Below are 25,088 nucleotides of genomic sequence, written 5' to 3'. Positions count from 1 at the left end.
CCGACCCGCCCGCCTACTCGGACAGTTCCTCCGCCCGCGCCTTGGCCGCCCGCAGGTCCACCTTGCCCGCCGCCGTGCGCGGGATGGACTCGACGAAGTGGATGCGCTTGGGCGTCTTGTAGCCCGCGATCTGCGTGCGAGCGTGCGCCGTGATCGCCTCCGGCGCCGGCGCGGCGCCCTCGCGCAGCACCACGAGCGCGGTGACCGCCTGGCCGAAGCGCGGGTCCGGGACGCCGACCACGACCGCGTCGAACACGTCCGCGTGCGACTTGAGCGCGCCCTCCACCTCGTCCGGATAGACCTTCTCGCCGCCGGTGTTGATGGTCGCGCTGCCGCGCCCGAGCAGGATGATGCTGCCGTCCTTCTCCAACTGCGCGAAGTCGCCCGGCAACACCCAGCGGCGCCCGTCCGCGTCCTTGACGAAGGTGGCCAGGGTCTTTTCCTCGTCGCCGTGGTACCCCAGCGGGATGTGCCCGCTGACCGCCAGCCGGCCGACGTCGCCGGAGCCCGGCTCGACCGGCACCAGGCGGTCGTCGAGCACGGTCGTTGTCGCCGACGAGGCGAACCGCGTGGCCGTGCCCGGTCCGCCGGTCTGCCGTGCCGCGGCTCCCGTCTCGGACGCGCCGAAGCTGTCGATGACGAAGATGCCGGTCCGTTCCAGGGCGGTGCGCACCGCGGCGCTCATCGGCGCCCCGCCGTTGCTGATCGCCTTGAGCGCGGACAGGTCGTAGGTGTCCGGATTGGCCGCGAGCCAGTCCGCCAGCGGCCTGCCCATCCCGTCGCCGACCACCGCCATCGACAACACCCTCTCCCGCGCCGCCAGGGCCATCACGGTGTCGGCATCGAAGGTGCGTCCGGTCCACATCAGGTACGTGTTGCCCATGTAGAAGGTGTTCCACATCGACCACTGCCCGCCGCCGTGCATCATCGGCGCCAGACCCAGCGTGGTCATCCCGGCCGACTCGCGGACCGTGTCCGCGAGTTCACCCGGCGTCTCCAGCTTGGGCCGAGCGCCGCGACCGGCTTGGAGGGCCGCGAAGAAGATGTCCTCGCCGCGCCACAGCACACACTTGGGCATGCCGGTGGTCCCACCGGTGTACAGGCCGTACAGGTCGTCCTCGCTGCGCGCCCCGAAGCCGCGTTCGGGCGAGGCCGCGGCGAGCGCGTCCTCGTAGCCCACCGTGCCCTCGGCCGATTCGGTCGAGCCGTCCTCCAGGATCACCACGTGCCGCAGTGCCGGGAAGTCGGCCCGGATTGCCCGGGTGGCGCCCGCGAACGAACGCTCGGCGACCACCGCGACCATGCCCGAGTTCTCGTACAGGTAGCGCAACTCCGCTTCGACGTAGCGGTAGTTGATGTTGATCGGCACGGCCCGTGCCTTGTGGCAGCCGATCATCGCCTCGACCCACTCGGCGCGGTTCCAGGCGTGGATCCCGACGAAGTCGCCGGCCTCGATCCCGGCGCCGATCAGGTGGTGTGCGACCCGGTTGGCCCGCTCGTCGAGTTCGCCGTAGGTCAGTCGTACCTCGCCCGCGATCAGCGCGGTGCGGTCGGGAATCGCGTCCACCACGACCTCGAAGAGGTCGGCGAGGTTGAACGACGGGTTGACGGGCGTCATGGTCGGCTCCCACGGCGGATGAACGGGTGCTTCCGAAGCCGGATTCGAGGCACGGATCCGATCCGGGTCCAAGCAGGGTCGAGTCAACTTACCCTTGACTCGATCAAAAGAATAGGTTCGCCATCACCCGGCAAAGCACTGTCGGGACCCACCCGCCAAGCAGTACTTTCTCGCCACGAAAGTCCCGAATCGCCGGCGGCTCCACGCCCGCGTGTCCGCCCGAGCCCCGGCCCCGCACGCCCACGAAGACCCGCGCGTCCAGGCACATCACGCACCGAACTCCGGGGGGAGACATGCGCCTTCCGGGGGACGGTACGAGTTGGCCCAGTCCGTCGGGCACGGCGGCATGGGCGCGTTCCTGCGCCGGCGGGACACCCCGGGCTCTACATCGCGGCGTTCCGGCTGTTCGCGGTCCGGACCGGCCGGTCGTGCTCGCCGAGAAGCGACGGGCGGATGGTGGTCACCCTGTGGGTCGTGCTCGGCGTGCCGGCCGCGGTCGAGCTCGTCCGGGAGATCCGGGACCGGCGGGGGCTCGCGTCGGCGCCGAGATTGCCCCGGCATCCGACGCAACCCGGATGACCGCCCCTGCGTCGACATGATGAGGACCCGCCGGGGGATTGCCGTCCCTGACCCGGCGGGCCCGTTTCATGCCGAAGTCTTCCGATGGCACATCAGGTGCCCTTGAACTCCGGGGTCTTCTTCTCCGCGAAGGCTCGCGGACCGATCTTGGCGTCGTCGCTCATGAACACCCGCATTCCGATCTGCGACTCCAGCTTGAACGCATCTTCCTCGGTCAACTGGTCGGTTTCACGCAGAACGCGCAGGACTGCCTGAACGGCGATCGGACCGTTGGCGGCGATCTGGTGGGCGATTTCCTTCGCCTTCTCCAGTGCGCCGCCATCGGGCACGACGTGCCCGATCAGACCGAGCTCCTTGGCTTCGGGCGCCTTGATGTGGCGGCCCGTGAGCAGCAGGTCGGCGGCGACAGTGTACGGAATCTGGCGGCGCAGGCGCACCGCCGACCCACCGAGCGGGAACAGGCCCCAGCGGACCTCGGACACGCCGAAGCGCGCCGACTCGCCGGCAACCCGGATGTCGGTGGCCTGAAGGATCTCGGTGCCGCCGGCGATGGCGGGTCCCTCGATCGCGGCGATCAGGGGCTTGGTGAGGGTGAAGCCCTTGAGACACCACTTCATCACGGACATGTCCATGGCCGGCCTGCCGCCGCCGCCCTTGAACGCGTCGCCCGGCGCGCGCCGGCTCATCGCCTTCAGGTCGGCGCCCGCGCAGAACGCGCCGCCGGCGCCGGTGAGGATGGCGACCCGGATCTCCGGGTTGTCGTTGACCTCGTCCCAGGCGGCCTCCAAGATCTCGATCATCTCGCCGGTGACCGCGTTCCGGGCCTCCGGGCGGTTCATCGTGATGACCAGGACGTGGCCGTCCCGCTCGACCAGGGCGTGGGGTTCGCTCATGTTCTGTTCGTCTCCAGGAATCACAGGGATGCGGCGCCGGCGCGGCCGGGCCGAAGGCGGGCTGGGGCGGGCCGGATCAGGCGAACTCGCCCGCGGCCGTGGCGGCGAAGCCGGCGCCGATCCGCAGCGCCTGCTCGGTCGCGCCGCCGAGGGAGAGTTCGAGCTGCTTGGCGTGGTTGAAGTAGCGGTGCACGAAATGCTCCTCGGCCACGCCCATGCCGCCGTGCACGTGCACCGCCGCGTGCGCGACGCGGTGTCCGCCGTCGGCCGCCCAGAACTTCGCGGTCGCGATCGCCTCGGCCGCGTCCAACCCCTCGGCCTCCTGCCAGGCGGCCTGCCACGTGGTCAGCCGGATGCCCTCGACGTCGATGTACGCGTCGGCGAGCCGGTGGCCCACCGCCTGGAAGGAGCCGATCGGGCGCTTGAACTGCACTCGCTCGCTCGCGTACTTCGCGGTCTCGCGCATCGCCTTCTCGGTCACCCCGAGCTGGGTCGCGCACAGCGCCAGGGTGGCCCGGTCGCGCAGGTTCAGGGCCGCGTCGGGACCGCCGAGCGGGGTGCCCACGGCGTGCTCCAGCGTGACCAGGCCCGCGATCTCCTTGGCTGTGGTCAGCTGGGCCTCGATCCGCACACCCGCGGCCTTCGGGTCGACCAGGAACACCCCGGCGTGGCCGTCCACATCCGCGGACACCAGGATCAGGTCGGCGACGGTCGCGGCCGGCACCCCGGTCTTGACGCCGTCCAGGTGCCAGACCCCGTCGGTGTGCACCGCCTTGGTGGCGGGTGCGGCACCGTCCCGAGCGAACGGCTCGGCGAGCGCGTAGGTCAGGATCCGCGAGCCGTCCACTGCCCCCGGCAGCCAGGCCGCCTTCTGCTCGTCCGTGCCCATTTGGTTCAGGATCGACGCGGCGACCGCGATCGAGGGCCCGAACGGCACCGGCGCCAGAGTGCGGCCGATCTGCTCCAGGATCAGGCACTGCTCGAAGACGCCGTAGCCCGAGCCGCCGAACTCCTCGGGCAGCCCGATCCCGAGCAGGTTGGCCTTGGCCAACTCCGCCCACAGGTCGCGGTCGAAGCGCGGTTCACCGTCCTGCTCGACCTTCTTGTCCAGCGCGGTGAGCGCCTCGTGGGTGACCCGCTCGCCGAGGATCCGCCCCGCCAGGCCCACCAGGTCCTGCTGTTCTTCCGTGTAACCGAAGTCCATTTCACCTGTCCTTGTCAGCGTGGTGACGGCGGGTCAGCGGGGCGGTCGGGGCAGGCCGAGGCCCAGCATCGCGATCATGTCGCGCTGTACCTCGTTGGTGCCGCCGCCGAAGGTGAGGATGAGTGCCGTGCGGTGCATCTTCTCCAGTCGACCGCGCAGCACCGCGCCGGGCGAGTCCTGCTGGAGGTAGGCGTCCTCACCCATGCACTCCATCAGCAACCGGTATGCCTCGGTGGCGAACTCGGTACCGAAGATCTTGGTCGCCGAGGCGTCGGCGGGACCGACCTTGGTGCCGTGGTCGACCGACCAGGCGATCTTCCAGTTGACCAGCTTGAGGAACTCGACCTTGGCGTGCACCCGGCCGAGGTTGGCCTGCACATGCTCGCGGTCGATCACCCGGGAGCCGTCCGGCAGCACGGCCCGCTCGGCCCAGCGCCGGGTCTCGTGCAGCGCGAGCTGGATGCCCGCCGCCGAACACAGGGCCACCCGCTCGCGGTTGAGCTGGCCGGTGATCAGCTTCCAGCCGCCGTTGAGCTCGCCGACCATCGCCGACGCGGGCACCCGCACGTTCTCGTAGAACGTCTGCGACGTGGTCTGGCCGCCCATGGTCTTGATCGGGGTCCAGGAGAAGCCCTCGGCGTTCGTGGGCACCAGGAACATGGTCAGGCCCTTGTGCCGCGGCGCGTCGGGGTCGGTGCGCGCGGCCAGCCAGACGTAGTCCGCGACGTGGATCAGCGAGGTCCACATCTTCTGGCCGTTGATGATCCAGTCGTCGCCGTCCCGAACCGCCTTGGTGGTCAGGGCGGCCAGGTCGGTGCCCGCGCCCGGCTCGGAGTAGCCGATCGAGAAGTGCATGTCGCCGGCGAGGATCTTGGGCAGGAAGAAGTCGCGCTGTTCCTGCGTGCCGTACTCCATCAGCGTCGGGCCGACGGTGTTGATGGTCAGGAAGGGCACCGCCGCGCCGGCCAGGGTGGCCTCGTCGGTGAAGATCAGCTGTTCCAGCATCGAGCGGTCCTGGCCGCCATACTCCTTGGGCCAGCCGATGCCCAGCCAGCCGTCCTCGCCCATCTGCTTGACGACGCGGCAGTACGCGCCGTCCTTGCCCATCAGGCTGGTCTCGCCTGCGGCCTGCTCGGCCCGGATCTCGGGGGTCATGATCCGCGCGAAGTACTCGCGCAGTTCCCGCCGCAGGTCCTCCTGCTCGGGTGTGTAGGCGATGTGCACGTGGTCTCCCTGGTAGCCGTGGAAAGCACTGACAGCCGGTGGTCGATCGCCGGTTGCCGGGACGGAAAGCCGATCGCCGGGAACCGGCGCGGGCGGGGCGCCGTCGGATCAGCCTCTGGGCAGGCCCAGGATGCGTTCGGCGACGACGTTGAGCTGGATCTCCCGGGTGCCGCCGCCGAGCAGGACCGCCGGCAGCGAGAGGTAGGCGGTGAGCAGTTCGCCCCCGAGGTCGTCGTGGTGGGTGCCGGCCGCGCCGATCCGGTCCAGACGCGCGGTGACCACGGCCCGCTGGTGTTCGGTGACCGCGAGCTTGAGCACGCTGGAGGCGGCGCCCGGGTTGAGCCCGGACAACTGTTGGAGCGTCGAGCGCAGGGTCAGCGCACGCAGCGCGAAGTGCTCCGCCGCGAAGGCGCCCAGCCGGCTCGCGAGCGCGGTGTCCGCCGCGACGGCGCCGGTCTCGCCGATGTCGGCGAGCAGTTTGCCGAACGCCTGCATGCCCGGGCCGCCGGCGATCATCACCCGCTCGTTGGCCAGCGTGGTGCGGGCGATCCGCCAGCCCGCGTGCACCTCGCCGACCACCTGGTCGTCGGCCACGAACACGTCGTCGAGGTATACCTCGTTGAACTCGGACTGGCCGTTGGACTGCTTGAGCGGGCGCACGTCGATACCGGGCGTGGCCATGTCCACGATGAAGTAGGTGATGCCCTTGTGCTTGGCCGCGTCCGGGTCGGTGCGGGCCAGGCAGATGCCGAAGTGGGCCTCGTGCGCCTTGGAGTTCCACACCTTCTGGCCGTTCAGCAGCCAGCCGCCGTCGACCTTGGTCGCCCGGGTGCTCAGCGACGCCAGGTCGGAGCCGGCGCCCGGCTCGCTGAACAGCTGGCACCAGACGATCTCGCCGCGCAGCGTGGCCGGCACGTAGGCGTCGCGCTGCGCGTCGGTGCCGTGCGCCATGATCGTGGGCAGCGCGAACTCGCCGATGACCGTGCTCGGTTGGGTCAGCCCGATGCGGGCGAACTCCTGCTGGATGACCACCTGTCGGGCCGGGCTCGCGGCGATGCCGTACGGCTTCGGGTAGTGCGGCGAGACGTAGCCGAGTTCGGCCAGGCGCCGCCGACGGGCCGGCTCGGCGTGGGTGTTCGCCTCGGCCAGGCGCGCGGCCACCTCGGCCCGGAAGGCGGCGATGTCGCCCTCGTCGAGTTCGAGGTCGAAGCGCCGGGTGGGGCCACCGTCGACACTCTCCAGCGCGGCGCGGCCCAGTTGTGCGGTCCACCGGCCCGACGGGCCCAGCCACTGGGTCAGGAAGACCGCGCGGCGCCAGTAGAGGTGGATGTCGTGCTCCCAGGTGAAGCCGATGCCGCCGAGCATGGTGATGCAGTCGAGGGCGACCTCGCGGGCGAGCGGCAGGCAGAGCACGGCGGCCTCGGAGGCGGCCAGGCGCAGTTGCTCGTCGGCGTCCTCGACCGTGTCGTCGGCGGCCCGGGCCGCGTCCCAGGCCGCGGCCGTGGCCAGTTGCAGCCGGGTGAACAGCGTGGCGGCCTTGTGCTTGATCGCCTGGAACGAGCCGACCGCGACGCCGAACTGCTCGCGGATCTTGACGTAGGCGAGCGCGGTCTCGAAGCACCAGCGGGCCACCCCGACCGCCTCGGCGGCGGCGAGCACGGCGGCCAGGTCGCGCACCTTGGCGGTGTCGATCCCGGTCAGCACCCGGGACGCGGTGATCTCCAGGTGCTGCGTGCGCACCCGGGCCACGCCGCGCGCGAGGTCGACCGGGTCCAGTGGGAGGACCTCGACGCTCTCCAGGGCGCCGGGCTCGACCATGAACCAGATCTGCTCGTCCCGGTCGGGGTCGGTGTCGATCCGGGCACCGAGCAGCAGGTAGGTCGCGCCGACCGCGCCCAGGACCGGTTCGGCGATGCCGTCGATCTCCCAGCCGTCCCGGGTCCGGTGCGCGGTCAGGCTCGGCGCGACGGCGACCGCTCCGGTGGCGCCCTCGGCGAATCGCGGCAACACCGCCTTGCCGACCTCCGGACCGGCGCAGCGGGCCAGGATGGTGCTGGTCAGCACCGTGGACAGGTACGGGCCGGGCAGCAGGCCGCGGCCGGCCTCTTCGAGGGCGACGGCGAGTTCGAGCACGCCCGCGCCCGCACCGCCGTGCTCCTCGGGCAAATGCACGGCGGTCAGCCCCTGGCCGACCAGCGCGGCCCAGCAGTTCGGGAGCGCACCGGCGGAAAGTTCGTCCGCGGCTGCGCGGGTGGCCTCGATCGAGGCGTGGCGAGCGACGAAACCGGCGACCGATTCCGCGAACGCCTGGTGCTCGGTGGCGAATCCGATCGGCACTGTGTACTCCCTCACCAATACTTGTCTCGATCAAGTAAGCGGACAGGCTACCTGACTGGATCCGGCGTCGCCAGATCCGCACCCGCACCCGCGGTCGGCGGCCCGCGTCCGAAACGACCCCGAGCGCACACCCGAGCCACCGACCGACGGCGCGAGCACGGGGGCAGTGCGGGGCGCGAGCGCGGCGGTCAGCTCGGGCGGGTGGACGGCAGCCCGAGCTTGCGGTGGTCCCAGGACACGACCCGGTCCGGGACGACCTTGATCACCACGCGCTTGTTCAGCATCATCTCCACGGCCGGGCGCATCTCCTCGGTGTACGGTGCCGCATAGCGACCGAACACGCTCACCCCCAGCTCCCAGATCCGCTCCGGCTCCTCGACCACCTCGGCCTTGCCGACGAGGGAGACACCGCGCAACTCCTCGTAGTACTCGCCGGCTTCGACCAGGCACGTGATGGTCGGGTTGCGACGCACGTTGAGCACCTTCTGCGCGCGGGCCTTGCTCTCCAGGCCGACCTCGCCCTCGATGAAGCCGTACCACATGCCGACCGAGTGGATGCTGCCGTCGGCATTGAGCGTGGACATGGTCATCGAGTGCCGCTCGGCCAGGAACGCGGCCATCTCCTCGTCCGTCATCCGGACCCGATCGCGCTGCTTGACGCCGTGGCCCATGTGCTCGCCCATGCCGAACTCCTTCGTTCTCACCCACCGGGAATTTTTATTGCCTGGGTCAAACATTGCCACGCCGAGAGGGCGATTGACAGACCGTCAGTTGTCTCCCGGCCAACTCCCCAACCATGATTGACAGTGCGTCAGGTCCTACCTAGCGTCGGCGCCATGACCCGAACCGACGACTCCGAGGTGCCCGACTACCCGGCCCGGCTCCGGCTCGACGGACGCGGCGTCGTCGTGCTCGGCGCAGGCCAGGGCATCGGCCGACAGGCCGCGCACGCACTCGCCCAGGCCGGCGCGCGTGTGTTCGCGGTGGACCGCGACCCGGACCTGGCCAAGGACATCGCGGAGGAGGTGGACGGGCTCGCCTGGTCCGGCGACGCCACCTCGCGCGCGGACGTGACCCGGCTGTGGGCCGACGTCCGGGCGCGGCTGGGCCGGGCGCACGCGATCGTCGACATCATCGGCATGAGCAAGTACGCCGATCTGCTCTCCATCACCGACGAGGACTGGACCTGGCACCAGGACATCGTGCTGCGGCACGCGCTGCTGGCCCTGCAACTGGGCGGCGCACACCTGGCCGCGCACGGCGGCGGCGCGATCACCTTCGTCGCCTCGGTCTCCGGCATGACCGGCGCGCCGATGCACGCGGCCTACGGCGCGGCCAAGGCGGGCCTGATCTCGCTGGTCCGCTCGGCCGCGGTGGAACTGGGCCCCGCCGGCGTCCGGGTCAACGCGGTCGCCCCCGGCGTGGTCTGGACCCCCCGCGTATCGGCCTACCTCGGCGAACCCGGCCGCGCCGCGAACACCGCCAACGCCCCCCTGCGCGACGTGGCCCTCCCCGCCGACATCGCCGGCCCCCTCCTCTTCCTCACCGGCGACCTGTCCCGCTACGTGAGCGGCCAGACCCTGACGGTCGACGGCGCAGTCGGCGCCAAGTTCCCGTATCCGCTGCCGGACATGGACGCGGCGCCGCACTGACGCCGACACACCGTCCGCTCCTTCGGGTGAACCAGGAGGACACCCCCGGGGCGACTTGGATACGCGTCATACGAAGCGCTCGACCGGCTCACCAACGACATGCTGCCCCACTTTCATGTACCGGATTCCGTATGGACGGAGGCCGCAGCGCTGCAACACCGACTCCGGGAGAAGTCACAGCACGAATGCGCGAGCGTCGTGGATCTCGTCGTCTCGATCACGGCGACCCGACACAACCTCGTAGTGCTGCACGCGGACCGCGACTTCGACGTCGTCGCCAAGCTCACCGGGCAACCCGTCCGGTGCATCGACGCCCGCTGACGCTCACCTGAGAGGATGCCGAGGAGGCTGACGGCAGCAAGTGGAGCGAGGAGTACGTGGTGTCCGATGTACGGCGTGTAGGGGTGGTAGGGGCCGGGCTGATGGGGTCCGGGATCATCGAGGTCTGTGCCAAGGCCGGGCTGGACGTGTTGGTGGCGGAGACGAGCGCGGCGGCGGCGGAGGCCGGGCAGGCTCGGGTGACCACTTCGATCGACCGTGGGGTGAAGGCGGGCAAGCTCGCCGAGGCCGATCGGGACGCGGCACTGGCCCGGATCACGTACACCACCGACCTGGGCGACTTCGCCGACCGGGACATGGTGATCGAGGCCGTGGCCGAGCTCGAAGAGCTCAAGACGCAGATCTTCGCCACGCTGGACAAGGTCGTGGTGCGCGAGGACGCGATCCTGGCGTCGAATACGTCCTCGATCCCGATCATGAAACTCGGCATGGCCACGGCCCGGCCGCAGCAGGTCGTCGGCATCCACTTCTTCAACCCGGTGCCGGTGCAAAAGCTGGTCGAGCTGGTGCCCTCGCTGCTCACCAGCGAGACGACGGCCGCCCGCGCGGAGGCGTTCGCGGGCGAGGTGCTGGGCAAGACGGTGATCCGCTCGCAGGACCGCGCCGGCTTCGTGGTCAACTCGCTGCTCGTGCCCTATCTGCTCTCCGCGATCCGGATGTTCGAGTCCGGCTTCGCCTCGGCGGAGGACATCGACAACGGCATGGTGCTCGGCTGCGCGCACCCGATGGGCCCGCTGCGGCTGACCGACCTGATCGGTCTGGACACGATCAAGGCGGTCGCGGACAGCCTCTACGACGAGTTCAAGGAGCAGCTGTACAGCTCGCCGCCGCTGCTGCTGCGCATGGTCGACGCGGGGCTGCTCGGCAAGAAGACCGGGCGCGGCTTCTACCAGTACTGAGTCCGGCCGGTACCGGGTCCGGCTCGGATCGCTCCGGACCCCCGAACACGCTTCGGGGCGGCCCCGCATGGGACCGCCCCGAGCCGCGTACCGGGAGGCTACGGCGTCCGCGCCCCGACCTTGTCGATCCGTACCGCGCTCGGCTCCGGGGCCGCCGGCTGCCCGGCGGCCTCGGCGTCCGCCGCGGGCGCCTGTGGTTCGGCCTTGGCCACCACCATCGCCTGCGCGGTCTGCAGCGGGACCTCCTTGATCAGCAACACCGCGATCAGCGCGAGCAGGCCGAACGGGGCCGCGAACAGGAAGATGTCGCCGACCGCGTGGCCGTACGAGGTCTCCACGATGCCACGTGCCGGCTCCCCCAGGTGGTGCACGTTCGGGATACCGGCGCCGCCACCCCCACCGGACTTGAGCCCGGCATCGGACAGGTAGCCGGTGACCTTGGTCGCCATCACCGCGCCCAGCGCCGAGACGCCGACCGCGCCGCCCAGGCTGCGGAAGAACGCGACGACCGAACTGGCCGCGCCCAACTGGTGGATCGGCACCGCGTTCTGCACCGCGAGCACCAGGTTCTGCTGGAGCGCGCCGACGCCCATGCCGAGCACGAACATGTACACGCCGAGCACCCAAAGGTTGGTGTCCGCGCGGGCGGTGCTCATCAGGCCCAGGCCGATGGTCAGCGAGATGCCGCCCATCACCAGGTAGCGCTTCCAGAAGCCGGTCGCGGTGATCAGCTTGCCGACCACGGTCGAGGCGAGCACCAGGCCGCCGATCATCGGCAGCGTCATCAGGCCGGACACGGTCGGCGACTTGCCGCGCGCGATCTGGAAGTACTGGCTGAGGAAGACCGACGAGCCCATCATCGCCAGACCCACCGCGAGGCTGCCGAGCACGGCGAGCACGATGGTCCGCTCCTTGAACAACCACAACGGGATGATCGGTTCGGTCGCCCGGCCCTCGACCCGGATCGCCAGCGCGATCAATAGCAGCGAACCGAGCACCATGGCCGCGGTCTGCCAGGAGATCCAGTCGAAGTTCTTGCCCGCCAGCGAGACCCAGACCAGGAGCACCGAGACACCGGCGCTGATCAGCGTCGCGCCCAGGTAGTCGATGGTGACCTCGCGCTTGACCACCGGGAGCTTGAGCGTCTTCTGCAGGATCACGATCGCGGCCACCGCGAACGGCACACCGACGTAGAAGCACCAGCGCCACCCCAGCCACGGGGTATCCACGATGACACCGCCGATCAGCGGACCACCGACGGTGGCGAGCGCGAACGTGGCGCCGAGGTAGCCGCTGTACCGGCCGCGCTCGCGCGGCGAGATCATCGCGGCCATGATCACCTGCGCGAGGGCGGTGAGCCCACCGACGCCGACGCCCTGGATCACCCGGCAGCCGATCAGCATGCTCGTGTTCTGCGAGAGACCGGCCAGCGCGGAACCCGCGACGTAGATCACCAGTGCGAGCTGGACCAGCAGCTTCTTGCTGGTCAGGTCCGCGAGCTTGCCCCAGATCGGGGTGGTCGCGGTCATCGCCAGCAGGGTCGCGGTGACCACCCAGGTGTAGGAGGTCTGGCTGCCGTGCAGGTCGGAGATGATCCGCGGCAGCGCGTTGGACACGATCGTGGACGACAGGATCGCCACGAACATGCCCAGGAGCAGCCCGGACAGGGCCTCCATGATCTGCCGGTGCGACATCGGCTGCGCCGCCGCCTCCGCGGCCGGTGCGTCGGTCATGCCTTCCCCTTTGCTTCGCTTGCCCTGGATGCTCTGCGCCCGGACGCGGCTTTCCCACCCCCGACACTCGTTGCTTGGTACAACCATAGCGTCCTTTGTTGCTGCAAGCAACTTTCAAGAGATGGTCAAGCCGGCGCGCCTCACCGCGATCGGTCGATGACGCGAACAGCATCGTGATGCCGTCTCGGCGCCGATCCGGTTCCGGATGCCCACCCTCGCCGCGCCGATGTGGATCGTCCTGATCGGCACGTTCGCAGCGGATAGGCCGACCGGCTGGTGGGTGAAGGGAAACCGCGATCGAGCGGCCCGATATCCTGGGCCGCATGCTTCGCTCCAGGCTGCGTCCGGCCGTATCCGTGGCGAGCCTGGTGACCGCCGGCCTGCTCGTGGCCGGTTGTTCGAGCACCGGTTCGCCCGCCGCCGAGCCCTCCTCGATAACGCCCACCGGCTCGGGGACCACGCCGGTGGGCGCCACCGTGTGCGCGGGGATCCTGCCGACCCCGTCGGTGACCGCCGTGCTGCCCGCAGCGCCCGCGTTCACCGGCACGGACCAGCTCCCGCAGGAGCATTACCCGGTGCTGCGCTGCCAGGTCTCGGCGGGCGATCAGGCCTTCATCGGCTCGGCCTACCTGTTCAACACGGCGGGCGCCGAGCGGGTCCAGTTGCCCGGGTTGACCACGACCGGATCCGCACCGCTGGGCGACAAGGACCACGATCTGTACGGCATGGCCGGCGCGGACGACGCGTGGCTCGTGCAGAACTGCAAGGTGCAGAACGTCAAGGACCCGGTGCCGATGCTGGTGCGCGCCCGCACGATCGGGCCGGCCGGCGCGCCGACTCCGCCCGACCGGCGGCAGCAGTTGGCCGATCTGGTCGTCGACCTCGCCAACGGCGTGGCCAAGGCGGGCGGCTGCGATTCCCGGACAACCCCGCGTCCGGGCACGATAAAGCCGGCGAACGAGCCGAAGCCGATCACCGACGCGCCCGTGTGCGGCATGCTCGAACCCGCCGCGCTCGGCCCGCAGGCGGCCGGCGAACAACGCGCACGCTGGACCGCGTCCGCGACTCCCGAGGGTCCCGGCGCGATCCAGGGTTGCGATCTGTTCCTGGACAACAAGCGGGTGTTGTCCTTCGCCATAGTGCACGGCTACCTGGCGCCCGGCGCCGAGATCCCGGGCGAACGCGCCGCGCTGTCCGAGCGGCTGCCCACCGGCGGTGTTCCCAACGACGCCCAACTCGCGGGCACCGTCGAGGGCAAGGTGCTCGGCATGTGCGACGGCCACACCGTCGCCTACCAGCTCAGCCGGCACAACGGCGAGGATCCCCCCGGTCTGACCCTGGGCCAACCCACCGAGACCTTCTTCAAGGCCTTCGCGAACGGCGCCTCGCGCTGGGGCTACAAGTGCGAACCCATCGCCCCGAACGCCGACTGGCAGATCCGCCGCTGACCAACGACGACGGGGCCGCCGCACGGCATGCGTGCGGCGGCCCCGTCGTGGGTTCACCCGGTCGGGTCCTCGCCCCGATCCGTCACCGCTCCCCCGCCGATTCCCGGGTCGGCGCCGGCAACGACTGCGGCTGCGCGGTCTTGCCCTGTCCACCACCCTGATCCGGCTTCGGCTGCTCCCCGCCCGCGGGCGGCAGGTCGGCCAGGAACTTCTTCTCGACGTCCGGGTTCTCCTTCAGGTACGCCTTGACCCCCTCGGCGGCGGCGTTCGGCTTGCCATCGAAGTCGACGAAGACCTTCTTCTCCAGCGGACCGAGCACCGAGTCGTCCAGCTTGAGGTTCTTCACCCAGGTGTTCACCTCGGGGAAGTCCTTCGCGAAGCCCTTGCGACCGATCGAACTGATCCACCCCGGCGCACCGTAGGACTGCTTCGGATCGGCCAGCGGCTTGATGTCGTACTTCGTGTACGCCCAGTGCGGACGCCACATCGTCACCACGATCGGCTTGCCCGCCGACATCTGCCGGTCCAACTCGGCGATCATCGCGGGCGTGCTGCTCTTGACCAGGTCGAAGTCGAGCCCGTACTCCGGGATCAGCTTCTTCTCGGTCAGGTCCATGATGTTCGCACCCGGCTCGATGCCGATGATCCGACCGCCGAACTCCTTCTCGTGTCCCTTGAGGTCCTCGACCGAGTCGTAGGGGAGGTTCTTCGGGACCGCGAGTTGCACGTCGACATTGTTGTACCACTGCCCGATCTCCTCGAGCTTGGACCCGTACTCGTCCATGTACTTCTTGTGCAGCGTGGGCAACCACGCGTCCAGGAACAGGTCGATGTCGCCGCGCGCGAGGCCCTGGAACAGCGGGCCCACGTCCAGTTGCTTCAGGGTGACGTCGTAGCCACGCTTCTCCAACAACTGCTTGTACATGTTGGTGACCACGACGTCCTCCTCCCACGGGATCCAGCCGACCGTGATCTTCTTCCGACCGTTGTCCGCCGAGCCGAGCCCGAAGCCGCCCAGCAGGCCCGCGACGAGCGCGACCGCGACCACGCCGCCGACCGCGACGACCGGGCGCGGACGCCAGTCCAGCAGCCACTTGGGGGTGAAGCCGTCGGCCGAACGCGCGGTCGCCGAGCGCTTGGCGCGGGCCTCGACCCGCTGTCCGGCCGCGCTGACCGTACGGTCCAGGTAGATCGCGAGCACGACCACCGCGACACCGGCCTCGACGCCCAGGCCCACGTTGTTGTTCGACAGCGCGCCGAACACCTCGCTGCCCAGGCCGCCCGCGCCGACGATGCCGGCGGTGACCACCATCGACAGCGACAACATGATGACCTGGTTGACGCCGGCCATGATGGTCGGCAACGCGAGCGGGAACTGGATGTCCTTGAGGATCCTCCACTCGCTGGTGCCGAACGCCTCACCGGCCTCGACCATCTCCGCGTCGACGCTGCGGATGCCGAGTTCGGTCATCCGCACGCCCGGCGGCAGTGCGAAGACCACGGTGGCCACGGCGCCCGGTACCTCACCGATACCGAAGAACGTGATCGCCGGGATCAGGTACACGAAGGCCGGCATCGTCTGCATGAAGTCCAGCACCGGCTTGACCACGGTGCCCACCGCGCGGCTGCGCGCGGTCAGGATGCCCAACGGGACCGCGACCAGCAGCGCGACCGCCGCCGAGACCAGCACCAGGGCCAGCGTGGACATCGCCGGCTGCCACATGTCCAGGCCGTCGATGAGCAGGAAGCCCACCGCCGTGAGCAGCCCGAACAGCAGGCCGCGCACCGCCCAGCCGATGGCCGCGAACAGCACGACCACGGCCGGCAGCGGCGAATCGGTCAGCCAGTCGGCGAGGTGGGTAATCGCACCGCCCACCACACTCTGAATGAAGTCGAACAACCACGCGAAGTGGTCGCGCATGAAGTCGACCAGGCTCTCCGCCCAGTCGCCCACGTGAATCCTAGGCATCGTCGCGCACCTCGCCCTCGGGCACGATCCGCTCGCCGGCCGGAGCCGGGACGCGCGGGGCGGTCGGGGTGGAGCCCTCCACCGCGCCGGTGGGCAGCAGCTTCTCCGCCGGCCCCGCGGGCACCAGCATCTTGACGCTGCCGGTGTCGGTCACGCCGAGCGTGCCGCCCTCGGTGTCGCCCGATCCGCTCTGCGCCGCGTTGCCGAGCGCGGCCAACAGGCTCACCCGGGGAATCACCCCGACCAGCCGCATCGCCTCGTCCACCACCGCGAGCGGCAACCTGCTCTCCGCGCACGGCGTGAACAGTTCGGCGACCGGGGTCTGCGGGGTCACCGTGACCACGTCCAGGGTCGGATCGGGCCGGATGCTGCGGTCGCCGGTCCGCGCGGCCTCGGTGACCGCGGCGTCGGTGACCGCACCGAGCAGTCGGCGGCCGTTCTCGCGCGAGTCCACCACGAAGGCCGCCGTCGTCTGCGCCTCGCGCATCGTGCGCATCGCGACCCGGGGCCCCTCGCCGCACGTCACCGTGGCGCGCGAGTCCTCCATGATCGAACCGGCGGTCAGCACCCGGGTACGGTCCACGTCCGCGACGAAGGACGCCACGTAGTCGTTGGCGGGGTCGGTCAGGATGTCCTCGGCGGTGCCGATCTGGACCACCCGGCCGTCGCGCATCACCGCGATCCGGTCGCCGAGCCGCATCGCCTCGTTGAGGTCGTGCGTGATGAACACGATGGTCTTGTGCAACTTCTCCTGGAGCTCCAGGAGTTGGTCCTGCATCTCGCGCCGGATCAGCGGGTCGAGCGCACTGAACGACTCGTCCATCAGCAGGATGTCGGCATCCGTGGCGAGCGCGCGAGCCAAACCGACCCGCTGCTGCATGCCGCCGGACAACTCGCCCGGCGCGGACTCCTCCCAGCCGGCCAGGCCGACCAGAGCCAGTGCCTCGCGGGCTCGTCGATCCCGCTCGGCCGCCGGCACCCCCTGCACGGACAGCCCGTAACCGGCGTTCTCCAGCACCGTGCGATGCGGGAACAGTGCGAAGTGCTGGAAGACCATGCTGATGCGCCGGGCGCGCACCTCGCGCAGTTCCTTGGCGGGCAACGAGGTCAGGTCCCGGTCGTCGATGTAGACGGCACCGGCAGTGGCGTCCAGGAGACCGTTGAGCATCCGCAGCAGGGTCGACTTGCCCGAACCGGACAGGCCCATCACCACGAAGATCTCGCCCTCGGCGACGTCGAACGAGACGTCGATGACGGCCGGAGTGGCATTGCTTTTGCGTACATCGTCACGGCTTTCGCCGGCGCGAAGTCGCCGGACCGCGTCGTCGGCGCGCCGACCGAAAATTTTGTACAGGCCTTCGGCCCTGAGTCTGGACACACATACCTCGTCATTAGGGCCGCGGGGAACGGAACCGTTGACTTCGGTTCCGGGCCGGAGCACCGCCGTGATGAGGGCACCGGCGCCGCGGACTGTGGAAGCGGGAGTACGGCCGCCGCAAAAACGTCACGGCAGCGGCGCACGTCCGGGGTCGAACGCCTTTTCCGGGTCCTGCCCGGAAAAAGTTGTATCCCGCATTTGTTACCGGGCGTGACTTGCCCGAGCTATTCCGATGAGAAACATATGGAGATTCTCATCTCATTGACACGTTCGCATATGTCCGAATTGATGAGCTGATCACCCGATTTCGAACGGCCTTTCGACCGTGATCACACGGTGACCGCGACGTGATCACATCGACATACTCATACCTCTCGGTCATCGAACGTATATCCGACCCGGATTCCTCCGGGCCGACCGTCGTGCACGGGCGTGCACTCCGGCGCCGTCGCCCGAATGGCCGTGGCGCGGCCGGGGCGCACATGCCCCATAGGGGTGACGTTCCCGCGTTCTCCAGGTGACACAACGTCACCAGACGGTAACGTCCCGCCGCGAGAACGCAGACGGCGATCCCCCACTGTCGCACGCACCCCTACCGATGGAGCCATCCGTGTCACGCTTGCTCGACGTCAGCCCCGAGGTCCGCGCCGAGATCGGCGACGACGAGGCCGCCCGACTGGTGGCCGGGGAGACCGGTCCCCAGACCTACGCGTGCGCCTCGTGCCGCGGCGAGGGCGACACCACCTCCGTGGAGACCAGCGCGCTGCTGTACCTGGCCGAGGAGACCGCGGTGCTCGCGTTCGCGCACACGCGCTGCATCCCCTCGCAGGTGATCCCGGTGTCCGAAGCGGCGGTCGAGCCGCTGCTCGCCGCGCAGGCCAATCCCGGGCTCGCCGTGCAGACAGTGGTGCCGGGCGGTCCGGTACCGATCTCGATCACCGGCAGCATGGTGGTGTGCGCGGGCGTGACCTACGCGGCACTGGTGGTCGAGCCAGGTGCGGCCGTGGCCCGCCCGGGTACCCCGGGGGTGCGGGACGAGTTCCTGTCCCTGCTCGGCGAACGCGGATTCGCGCCGATCGCCACGCCGGACGAGACCCTGCCGCCCCTGCTCGGCGGCTGGTCGGTGCGGATGACCGACGGCTACCTGACCGCGGTGCTCTTCCCGGGCACGGGTGGCCGGACCGAGGCGTGGTGGCAGGCGCAGACCCCGGCCGAGGTGCCCGAGGCGTGGTTGAACGCGGCCAAGACGCACGGCGTGGTGCTCCTGTTCGCCGCCCCGGTGGGCACGATCGGCATCCACACCGGCAACGACGAGTTGGCCGCCGCGCTGAACGAGGCGGGTCGGCGCAACCTGCTGGCCGCGGGATCGGTGCCGGTCAGCGGCATCTGAACGACCGTCGGCCCGGCGGGGCGGATGGTCGGGCGGCCGGGCGGCACGGGCACGGGCGGGCGGCGGCCGATTCCGGGCCGCCTCCCGCACTCCGATAGCGTGCGTGGCCTATGGAGCACTACGACGCGGCCTACGGCGACGAACTGGTTTCGCACGACCGGCGGCACATCTGGCACCCGTACGCGAGCACCGAGGGCAACGCACCGCTGTTCCCGGTGGTCCGCGCCGACGGGGTCCGGCTTCGGCTCGCCGACGGTCGCGAACTGGTCGACGGGATGTCCTCGTGGTGGGCGGCGATCCACGGCTACAACCACCCTGTGCTGAACGCCGCCGCGCACGCGCAGGTGGACACGATGGCGCACGTGATGTTCGGCGGGCTGACCCATCCGCCGGCGGTACGACTCGCGCGGCGGCTGGTGGAGATCACCCCCGAGCCGCTGAACAAGGTCTTCTTCGCCGACTCCGGCTCGGTCGCGGTCGAGGTGGCGCTCAAGATGGCGCTGCAATACCAGCGGGGGCGCGGGCGGCCCGAGCGCACCCGCCTGCTCACCGTGCGCGGCGGGTATCACGGCGATACGTTCGGCGCGATGTCGGTGTGCGATCCGGTCGGCGGAATGCACCACCTGTTCTCCGGGGTACTGCCGGCCCACCTGTTCGCGCCGATTCCACCGGCCGGCTTCGACACCGCGCCGCGCGCCGAGGACACCGCGGCGATCGAGGATCTGCTGGAGCGGTACGGCTCGACGATCGCGGCAGTGGTCCTGGAACCGATCGTGCAGGGTGCGGGCGGAATGCGCTTCCACTCCCCCGCGTATCTGCGCCGGATCCGGGAACTGTGCACGCGGTTCGGGGTGTTGCTGATCGCCGACGAGATCGCCACCGGCTTCGGTCGGACCGGCGAGCTGTTCGCGTGCGAACACGCAGGAATCGCGCCGGACATCATGTGCCTGGGCAAGGCACTCACCGGCGGCTACCTGACCATGGCCGCCACGCTGTGCACCGACGAGGTGGCCGAGACCATCTCGCGCGGCGAGGGCGGCGCGTTCATGCACGGCCCGACCTTCATGGCCAACCCGCTCGCGGCGGCGATCGCGGGGGCGAGCGTGGACCTGCTGCTCTCCGGCCCCTGGCGCGAACGCGTCGCGGCGCTGTCCGAGGGCCTGCGCACCGGCCTGGCCCCGGCGCGCGACCTCCCCGGCGTGGTCGACGTCCGCGTCCTCGGCGCCATCGGCGTCATCGAACTGGCCACTCCCGTCGACATGGCCGTCGTACAACCCGCCTTCGTCGAACAAGGCGTCTGGATCCGCCCGTTCGGCAAACTCGTCTACACGATGCCGCCGTACGTCATCACCCCGGAAGACCTGGCCACGGTAACCACAGCCATGGTCGAGGTAGTCCGCACCCACACATAGCACGCCCCAACCCAGCCATTGTTGGGCGACTTCGTCGCCGGCTCGCGAGGCACCACTTTTTCTTTCCCCCGCTTCGCTCCTCCAAGAAAAAGCGGCCCCTCGCTCGTGACTTCGTGTCCCTGCGCTTCGCTCCGGGCCACGAAGTCGACACTTGCGGCTCCGCCGCTCTCCGCGCTTCCGGCACGCTGCCCCGCCACACCCCCGACCCCCGCCCACCCCAAACTCACCGCCCCACCACCCACCCCCGCGAACTCACCGCACGCCTCGCGAGCCTGCCGCGAAGCCGCCCAACCAGGCCGCAACCGCCGAGCGTTTCGGTCGTTGGGCCTGGTGTGTTCAGTTTCGACGACTCCATCAGCAGCCGGGCCCTCGGCCATCCCGTAGTCGCCGTGGGGGCTCCCGCGGCGCCCACCCACGATGTTCTGACACCGATCTACAACGCGCTGGAGACCGAGTGGCGGCGGATGTTCCGCGCCGTCCCGCACGAGCGCTCGAACGAGGACTTCGCGGCGAGTCGCCCGTCCTACGGCGCGCCCGCGGCGATCAGCCACTCGTACGCGCAGGATCCGCCGTTCCCGAACTTCTCGCTGCCCACCCAGGGCGGCTACACCACGTACGGCCGGCACCGCGGCGCCTCCCTGGTTCCCGCCCAGCCCCCGCGCGTACCCGCCCCGCACGGCCACCTCCCGCTCTGATGTGCCGCGACCGGGCGAACCAGGCAGGAAACGACGAGGAGGGCCCGGACGCGACCGGCGTCCGGGCCCTCCTCGTGTGTGTGGTCAGCGACCGGTCTTGTTGCGACCGCGCTTCTCCCTGACCTTCATCCGGATCTCGATCGGCGTACCCGGGAAGCCGAACTCCTCGCGCAGCCGGCGCTCGATGAAGCGGCGGTAGCCGGCCTCCAGGAAGCCGCTGGTGAACAGCACGAAGCGGGGCGGCTTGGTGCCCGCCTGGGTGCCGAACAGGATGCGCGGCTGCTTGCCACCGCGGATCGGGTGCGGGTGGGAGGCCACCAGCGTGCCCAGGAAAGCGTTCAGCTGACCGGTGGGGATGCGCTTCTCCCAGCTGGCCAGCGCGGTCTCGATGGCCGGGACCAGCTTCTCCATGTGCCGGCCGGTGAGCGCCGAGACGTTCACCCGGGGCGCCCAGGTGACCTGCACCAAGTCCTGCTCGATCTCGCGTTCGAGGTAGTAGCGGCGCTCCTCGTCCATCAGGTCCCACTTGTTGTACGCGATCACGATCGCGCGCCCGGCCTCGACCGCGAGCGAGATGATCCGGGTGTCCTGCTCGGTCAGCCGCTCGCTGGCGTCGATCAGGATCACCCCGACCTCGGCCTTCTCCAGCGCGGCCGTGGTGCGCAGCGACGCGTAGAAGTCGGCGCCCTGGGTCAGGTGCACCCGCCGCCGGATGCCCGCGGTGTCGATGAACTTCCAGGTCTTGCCGCCGAGCTGAATCAGCTCGTCGACCGGGTCGCGGGTGGTGCCCGCGATCTTGTCCACGACCACCCGGTTCTCGCCCGCGACCTTGTTCAGCATGCTCGACTTGCCCACGTTCGGGCGGCCGAGCAGCGCGACCCGGCGCGGGCCGCCCTCCATGACGCCGAAGCGCTGTGCGGGAGCCTCCGGCAGGACCGCCAGCGCGGCGTCGAGCAGGTCGCCGCTGCCTCGGCCGTGCACGGCCGAGACCGGCCACGGCTGGCCCAGGCCGAGCGACCACAGCGCGGCGGCGTCCGCCTCCTGCGCCATGTTGTCGACCTTGTTGGCGGCCAGCACAACCGGCTTGCCGGACTTGCGCAGCACCTTGACGACGGCCTCGTCGCTGTCGGTGGGGCCGACGATCGCGTCGACCACGAACATCACCGCGTCCGCCGAGTCGATCGCGTACTCGGCCTGGACCGCGACCGACAGGTCGATCCCGACCACGTCGCGCTCCCAGCCACCGGTGTCGACCACGGTGAACCGTCGGCCGTTCCAGGTGGCCTCGTAGTACACGCGGTCGCGGGTCACCCCGGGGGTGTCCTCCACGACCGCTTCGCGGCGCCCGATGATCCGGTTGACCAGCGTGGACTTGCCCACGTTGGGTCGCCCCACGACGGCGAGCACCGGCAGCGGTCCGCCGGACTCGTCGCCGTGCTCGCCTCGGTCGGGGGCGTCCCCTTCCAGGTCGACCCATTCCTCGGGGTCGTAGCCCGCCTCCCACGCCTCCGGGTCGAAGGCGCCCTCGGTCGTGGCGTCGGCGTGCTGCTCCATGGGGGTGTTCCTCGTTCGGGTAGCGGTACGGGTGAAGATCGTGGTCAGCCGGCGCGGCCGGTCATCCGCTCGGCCTCGCGCAGGTGCGCGGTGAGCCGTTCGACGATGCGGTCGGACGCGGCCTGGACGGCCTTGCGGGTGGCCCGGCGGTCGGCGTTCTCGACCGCCTTGAAGGGCTTGCCGTAGACCACGTCGATCCGGGAGCGCAGACCCGGCAATGCACCGATCGAGGATCCCCGCGCACCGGTGCCGAGGCAGGCCACCGGGACGATGGGTGCCCCGGAGCGCAATGCCAGATATGCAAGTCCATTGTGCACTGCCGAGAAGTCGGCCTGTCCCCGCGTGCCCTCCGGGAAGACGCCGAGTGCGCCGCCGCCTGCCAGTACATCGAGCGAATCGGTGATCATCCTGCGGTCGGCGACCCCGCGCTGGACCGGAATGTGGCCGATCCCGCGCAGGATCGGGCCGAGTGCGCCGGCGAACATCTCGCGCTTGACCAGCACCTGCGTGGGCCGCGGCGCGAACGCGAAGAGCATCGGGCCGTCGACGAAGTTGGCGTGATTGCCCGCCAGGATCACCGGGCCGGCCATCGGCACGTGCCACGCGCCCAGCGCGCGCACCCGCCAGAAACTGCGCAGCAGCGGCTCGCCGATGAAGTGCGCGGCCCCGGCGAGCGGGGGCTTCGAGGTGGTCCCGAAGGCCCCGGTCACCGCACGTGTTCCGCGACCAGGGCGAGCAGGTGGTCGACCACCTGCTCGCGGTCCAGCTCGGTGGTGTCCACCAGGATCGCGCCCTCGGCCATCGCGGCGGGCGCGACCGCGCGACCGGAGTCCAGCGCGTCCCGGCGGGCCAGATCGGCCCGGGTCGCCTCGACGCTCGTGGCCTGCGTGCCGGTCAGTTCGGCGTTGCGCCGGGCGGCGCGGGCCGCCTCGGACGCGGTCAAGTAGACCTTGACCGCCGCGTCGGGCGCCACCACGCTCGCGATGTCGCGGCCCTCGACCACGATGCCGCCCGGGCCGATCTCGGCCCGCTGTAGCGCGACCAGGCGGGCGCGCACCTGCGGTACGGCGCTGACCGCGCTGACCGCCTTGGTCACCTCGTCGGTACGGATCGGGCCGGCCGCGTCGTTGCCGTCCACCGTGATGGTGGGCCCGTCCGGCGCGGTCCCGGAGACGATCTGCGGCTTGTCCGCGACGGCGGCCACGGCGACGGGGTCGTGGATGTCGATGTCGTTGCTGAGCATCCACCACGTCATCGCCCGGTACATCGCACCCGTGTCCAGGTAGCGCAGGCCCAGCCGGGCGGCGACCGCGCGCGAGACGCTGGACTTGCCGGACCCTGACGGACCGTCGATGGCGACCACGGCGGTCGCGAGCGGCGTACGGGCTTCCACGGTCGCCGACCTTTCGCTTGTTGCCGGCACGGGGGCCGTCACGGGTATTGCCGAACCGGGCGGCGCAGTGGATGCCGCAGGGCGATAGGACACCGCCCGAGGGTACCGTCACGGATAGCCTTGATCGGTTCCCCCATTATTCCGTCACCCGCCCCTTGGAGTTCCCGTCGTGCGTACCGCCGCCGTGGTCGGCACCGGACTGATCGGTACATCCGTCGCGCTCGCGCTGACCGCGCGCGGGGTCACCGTGTATCTGCGGGATCGGGACAGCACCGCGGTACAGACGGCGGCGGCGATGGGCGCGGGGCTGGAGGCGACGCCGCCGGAGCCGGTGGACCTGGCCGTGCTCGCGGTGCCACCGGGGCGGATCGCCGAGACGGTGCGGCTGGTGCAGGCGGAGCGGCTCGCGCTCAGCTACACGGACGTGGCCAGCGTCAAGGAGCAGCCGCTCAGGGAGATGGCGGACCTGGGCTGCGACGCGACGCGCTACATCGGCGGCCATCCGCTGGCCGGGCGCGAGCGTTCCGGGCCGCTGGCCGCGCGGGCCGACCTGTTCGACGGCCGGCCGTGGGTGCTCACCCCCTCGCGCGAGACCGACACCGAGACGCTGAACCGGGCGCTGGAGATGGTGTCGTTGTGCCGCGCGGTGCCGGTGGTGATGGCGCCGCGCGACCACGACCACGCGGTCGCGCTCGTCTCGCACGCGCCGCACCTGGTGTCCGCGCTGATGGCCGCGCGCCTGGAGCACGCGCAGGACACCGACACCCGGCTCGCGGGCCAGGGTGTGCGGGACGTGACCCGGATCGCGGGCTCGGATCCCCGGTTGTGGATCGACATCCTGGGCGCCAACGCGAACGCGGTCGCCGACGTGCTCGCCGGGCTGGCCACCGATCTGGACACCGTGGTCGGCGCGTTGCGTTCGCTCGGCGCCGACGACGAGGCCAAGCGCGAGCTGGGTTCACGCGGTGTGGAGGCACTGCTGCGACGCGGCAACGTGGGACACGGCCGGATCCCGGGCAAGCACGGGCAGCCGGCCGCGCGGTACGAGGCCGTCCCGGTGGTCGTCCCCGACCGGCCGGGCGAGTTGGCCCGGCTGTTCGCCGACGTGGGCCGGGCCGAGGTCAACATCGAGGACATCCGGATCGACCACGCCCAGGGCCGCCCGGCCGGCCTGGTCGAGCTCCAGGTGGACCCGCGGCGGGCGGAGGCGCTCACGACGGCGCTGCGGGCCGGCGGCTGGACCGTACAACGCTGAACCCCGGTCCGCCCGCCCGGCGACCCCCATCGACCCGGCGGGCGTCACCGGCGGCTGCGGCGGCGGGTGTCCGCCCGGGCAGACCGGCGGGCGCGGTGCCGCCGGACTGTGCGGGC

General features: G+C 70.6%; 20 protein-coding genes. 8 read left to right on the top strand and 12 right to left on the bottom strand.

The window, feature by feature from the left end; translation table 11 throughout:
• Positions 1–13 precede the first annotated feature (13 nt).
• The 6 genes from ABZS54_RS25735 to ABZS54_RS25710 all read right to left on the bottom strand — a co-directional run bounded on the left by ABZS54_RS25735 (position 14) and on the right by ABZS54_RS25710 (position 8,538).
• On the bottom strand, positions 14–1,618 hold the full coding sequence (locus tag ABZS54_RS25735) for an acyl-CoA synthetase (protein ID WP_355540585.1): 1,605 nt from the start codon (positions 1,616–1,618) through the stop codon (positions 14–16).
• A 671-nt stretch (positions 1,619–2,289) separates the two neighbouring features.
• Entirely contained in the window at positions 2,290–3,090 is an 801-nt protein-coding gene (locus ABZS54_RS25730; protein ID WP_355540582.1) for a crotonase/enoyl-CoA hydratase family protein, read from the bottom strand.
• A 76-nt stretch (positions 3,091–3,166) separates the two neighbouring features.
• Entirely contained in the window at positions 3,167–4,294 is a 1,128-nt protein-coding gene (locus ABZS54_RS25725; protein WP_355540579.1) for an acyl-CoA dehydrogenase family protein, read from the bottom strand.
• 33 nt (positions 4,295–4,327) lie between these two features.
• Complete coding sequence (locus ABZS54_RS25720; RefSeq protein WP_020555539.1) at positions 4,328–5,518, bottom strand: acyl-CoA dehydrogenase family protein; 1,191 nt, start codon at positions 5,516–5,518, stop codon at positions 4,328–4,330.
• 108 nt (positions 5,519–5,626) lie between these two features.
• A complete protein-coding gene (locus ABZS54_RS25715; RefSeq protein WP_355540576.1) occupies positions 5,627–7,855 on the bottom strand; it encodes an acyl-CoA dehydrogenase in 2,229 nt (742 codons plus the stop codon).
• A 188-nt stretch (positions 7,856–8,043) separates the two neighbouring features.
• Positions 8,044–8,538, bottom strand: coding sequence for a TIGR03618 family F420-dependent PPOX class oxidoreductase (locus tag ABZS54_RS25710; RefSeq protein WP_355540573.1), 495 nt, complete (start codon positions 8,536–8,538; stop codon positions 8,044–8,046).
• 153 nt (positions 8,539–8,691) lie between these two features.
• On the opposite strand from ABZS54_RS25710, the gene ABZS54_RS25705 reads away from it, so the two are divergent.
• The 3 genes from ABZS54_RS25705 to ABZS54_RS25695 all read left to right on the top strand — a co-directional run bounded on the left by ABZS54_RS25705 (position 8,692) and on the right by ABZS54_RS25695 (position 10,745).
• Complete coding sequence (locus ABZS54_RS25705; protein WP_355540570.1) at positions 8,692–9,507, top strand: SDR family oxidoreductase; 816 nt, start codon at positions 8,692–8,694, stop codon at positions 9,505–9,507.
• A gap of 99 nt (positions 9,508–9,606) precedes the next feature.
• Positions 9,607–9,828, top strand: a complete 222-nt coding sequence (locus tag ABZS54_RS25700) for a hypothetical protein (RefSeq protein ID WP_355540567.1) — start codon at positions 9,607–9,609, stop codon at positions 9,826–9,828.
• 59 nt (positions 9,829–9,887) lie between these two features.
• Positions 9,888–10,745: a 3-hydroxybutyryl-CoA dehydrogenase gene (locus ABZS54_RS25695; protein WP_355540564.1), complete on the top strand. Its 858-nt coding sequence runs from the start codon at positions 9,888–9,890 to the stop codon at positions 10,743–10,745.
• Between the two features lie 98 nt (positions 10,746–10,843).
• Here ABZS54_RS25695 and ABZS54_RS25690 read toward each other — a convergent pair whose 3' ends face one another.
• Entirely contained in the window at positions 10,844–12,478 is a 1,635-nt protein-coding gene (locus ABZS54_RS25690; protein WP_355540561.1) for an MDR family MFS transporter, read from the bottom strand.
• Positions 12,479–12,801: 323 nt separating this feature from the next.
• Here ABZS54_RS25690 and ABZS54_RS25685 point away from each other — a divergent pair, with 323 nt between their 5' ends.
• On the top strand, positions 12,802–13,926 hold the full coding sequence (locus ABZS54_RS25685; RefSeq protein ID WP_355540558.1) for a hypothetical protein: 1,125 nt from the start codon (positions 12,802–12,804) through the stop codon (positions 13,924–13,926).
• 82 nt (positions 13,927–14,008) lie between these two features.
• On the opposite strand, the gene ABZS54_RS25680 is transcribed toward ABZS54_RS25685, so the two are convergent.
• Together ABZS54_RS25680 and ABZS54_RS25675 are read right to left on the bottom strand one after the other, a co-directional pair.
• A complete protein-coding gene (locus ABZS54_RS25680; RefSeq protein ID WP_355540555.1) occupies positions 14,009–15,895 on the bottom strand; it encodes an ABC transporter permease/substrate binding protein in 1,887 nt (628 codons plus the stop codon).
• Positions 15,888–17,273 (bottom strand): glycine betaine/L-proline ABC transporter ATP-binding protein, encoded by a 1,386-nt coding sequence (locus ABZS54_RS25675; protein WP_355540553.1) that lies wholly within the window; start codon positions 17,271–17,273, stop codon positions 15,888–15,890. The genes ABZS54_RS25680 and ABZS54_RS25675 overlap by 8 nt, the downstream gene beginning before the upstream one ends.
• 610 nt (positions 17,274–17,883) lie before the next feature.
• Between ABZS54_RS25675 and ABZS54_RS25670 the strand changes: the two genes are divergently transcribed.
• From ABZS54_RS25670 to ABZS54_RS25660, 3 genes are all read left to right on the top strand, one after another.
• Complete coding sequence (locus tag ABZS54_RS25670; RefSeq protein WP_355540551.1) at positions 17,884–18,663, top strand: hypothetical protein; 780 nt, start codon at positions 17,884–17,886, stop codon at positions 18,661–18,663.
• 110 nt (positions 18,664–18,773) lie between these two features.
• Positions 18,774–20,075: an adenosylmethionine--8-amino-7-oxononanoate transaminase gene (bioA, locus tag ABZS54_RS25665; protein ID WP_355540548.1), complete on the top strand. Its 1,302-nt coding sequence runs from the start codon at positions 18,774–18,776 to the stop codon at positions 20,073–20,075.
• A 389-nt stretch (positions 20,076–20,464) separates the two neighbouring features.
• Complete coding sequence (locus tag ABZS54_RS25660; RefSeq protein ID WP_355540545.1) at positions 20,465–20,770, top strand: hypothetical protein; 306 nt, start codon at positions 20,465–20,467, stop codon at positions 20,768–20,770.
• Positions 20,771–20,854: 84 nt separating this feature from the next.
• Here ABZS54_RS25660 and der read toward each other — a convergent pair whose 3' ends face one another.
• Genes der through cmk form a run of 3 tightly spaced genes read right to left on the bottom strand, consistent with a single transcriptional unit; the run spans position 20,855 to position 23,717 of the window.
• Entirely contained in the window at positions 20,855–22,324 is a 1,470-nt protein-coding gene (der, locus tag ABZS54_RS25655) for a ribosome biogenesis GTPase Der (protein WP_355540542.1), read from the bottom strand.
• A 44-nt stretch (positions 22,325–22,368) separates the two neighbouring features.
• A complete protein-coding gene (locus ABZS54_RS25650; protein WP_355540539.1) occupies positions 22,369–23,034 on the bottom strand; it encodes a lysophospholipid acyltransferase family protein in 666 nt (221 codons plus the stop codon).
• Positions 23,031–23,717, bottom strand: coding sequence for a (d)CMP kinase (gene cmk, locus ABZS54_RS25645; RefSeq protein WP_355540536.1), 687 nt, complete (start codon positions 23,715–23,717; stop codon positions 23,031–23,033). The genes ABZS54_RS25650 and cmk overlap by 4 nt, the downstream gene beginning before the upstream one ends.
• Before the next feature lie 169 nt (positions 23,718–23,886).
• Between cmk and ABZS54_RS25640 the strand changes: the two genes are divergently transcribed.
• The gene (locus tag ABZS54_RS25640; protein ID WP_355540533.1) at positions 23,887–24,972 is read left to right on the top strand and encodes a prephenate dehydrogenase; all 1,086 of its coding nucleotides are present in this window, start codon (positions 23,887–23,889) and stop codon (positions 24,970–24,972) included.
• Positions 24,973–25,088: the final 116 nt, after the last annotated feature.

The sequence above is a fragment of the Embleya sp. NPDC005575 genome (assembly GCF_040605455.1).
Classification (GTDB): domain Bacteria; phylum Actinomycetota; class Actinomycetes; order Streptomycetales; family Streptomycetaceae; genus Embleya.
Note: the sequence above shows the minus strand (reverse complement) of the source record. Positions and strands in the feature narration are given on the sequence as shown.

Coding starts and splice junctions, on each gene's coding strand:
- ABZS54_RS25685 (WP_355540558.1), top strand. CDS start 12,802: ATGCTTCGCTCCAGGCTGCGTCCGGCCGTATCCGTGGCGAGCCTGGTG.
- ABZS54_RS25680 (WP_355540555.1), bottom strand. CDS start 15,895: ATGCCTAGGATTCACGTGGGCGACTGGGCGGAGAGCCTGGTCGACTTC.
- ABZS54_RS25710 (WP_355540573.1), bottom strand. CDS start 8,538: ATGGGCGAGCACATGGGCCACGGCGTCAAGCAGCGCGATCGGGTCCGG.
- ABZS54_RS25705 (WP_355540570.1), top strand. CDS start 8,692: ATGACCCGAACCGACGACTCCGAGGTGCCCGACTACCCGGCCCGGCTC.
- bioA (WP_355540548.1), top strand. CDS start 18,774: ATGGAGCACTACGACGCGGCCTACGGCGACGAACTGGTTTCGCACGAC.
- ABZS54_RS25700 (WP_355540567.1), top strand. CDS start 9,607: ATGCTGCCCCACTTTCATGTACCGGATTCCGTATGGACGGAGGCCGCA.
- ABZS54_RS25725 (WP_355540579.1), bottom strand. CDS start 4,294: ATGGACTTCGGTTACACGGAAGAACAGCAGGACCTGGTGGGCCTGGCG.
- ABZS54_RS25735 (WP_355540585.1), bottom strand. CDS start 1,618: ATGACGCCCGTCAACCCGTCGTTCAACCTCGCCGACCTCTTCGAGGTC.
- ABZS54_RS25690 (WP_355540561.1), bottom strand. CDS start 12,478: ATGACCGACGCACCGGCCGCGGAGGCGGCGGCGCAGCCGATGTCGCAC.
- ABZS54_RS25730 (WP_355540582.1), bottom strand. CDS start 3,090: ATGAGCGAACCCCACGCCCTGGTCGAGCGGGACGGCCACGTCCTGGTC.
- der (WP_355540542.1), bottom strand. CDS start 22,324: ATGGAGCAGCACGCCGACGCCACGACCGAGGGCGCCTTCGACCCGGAG.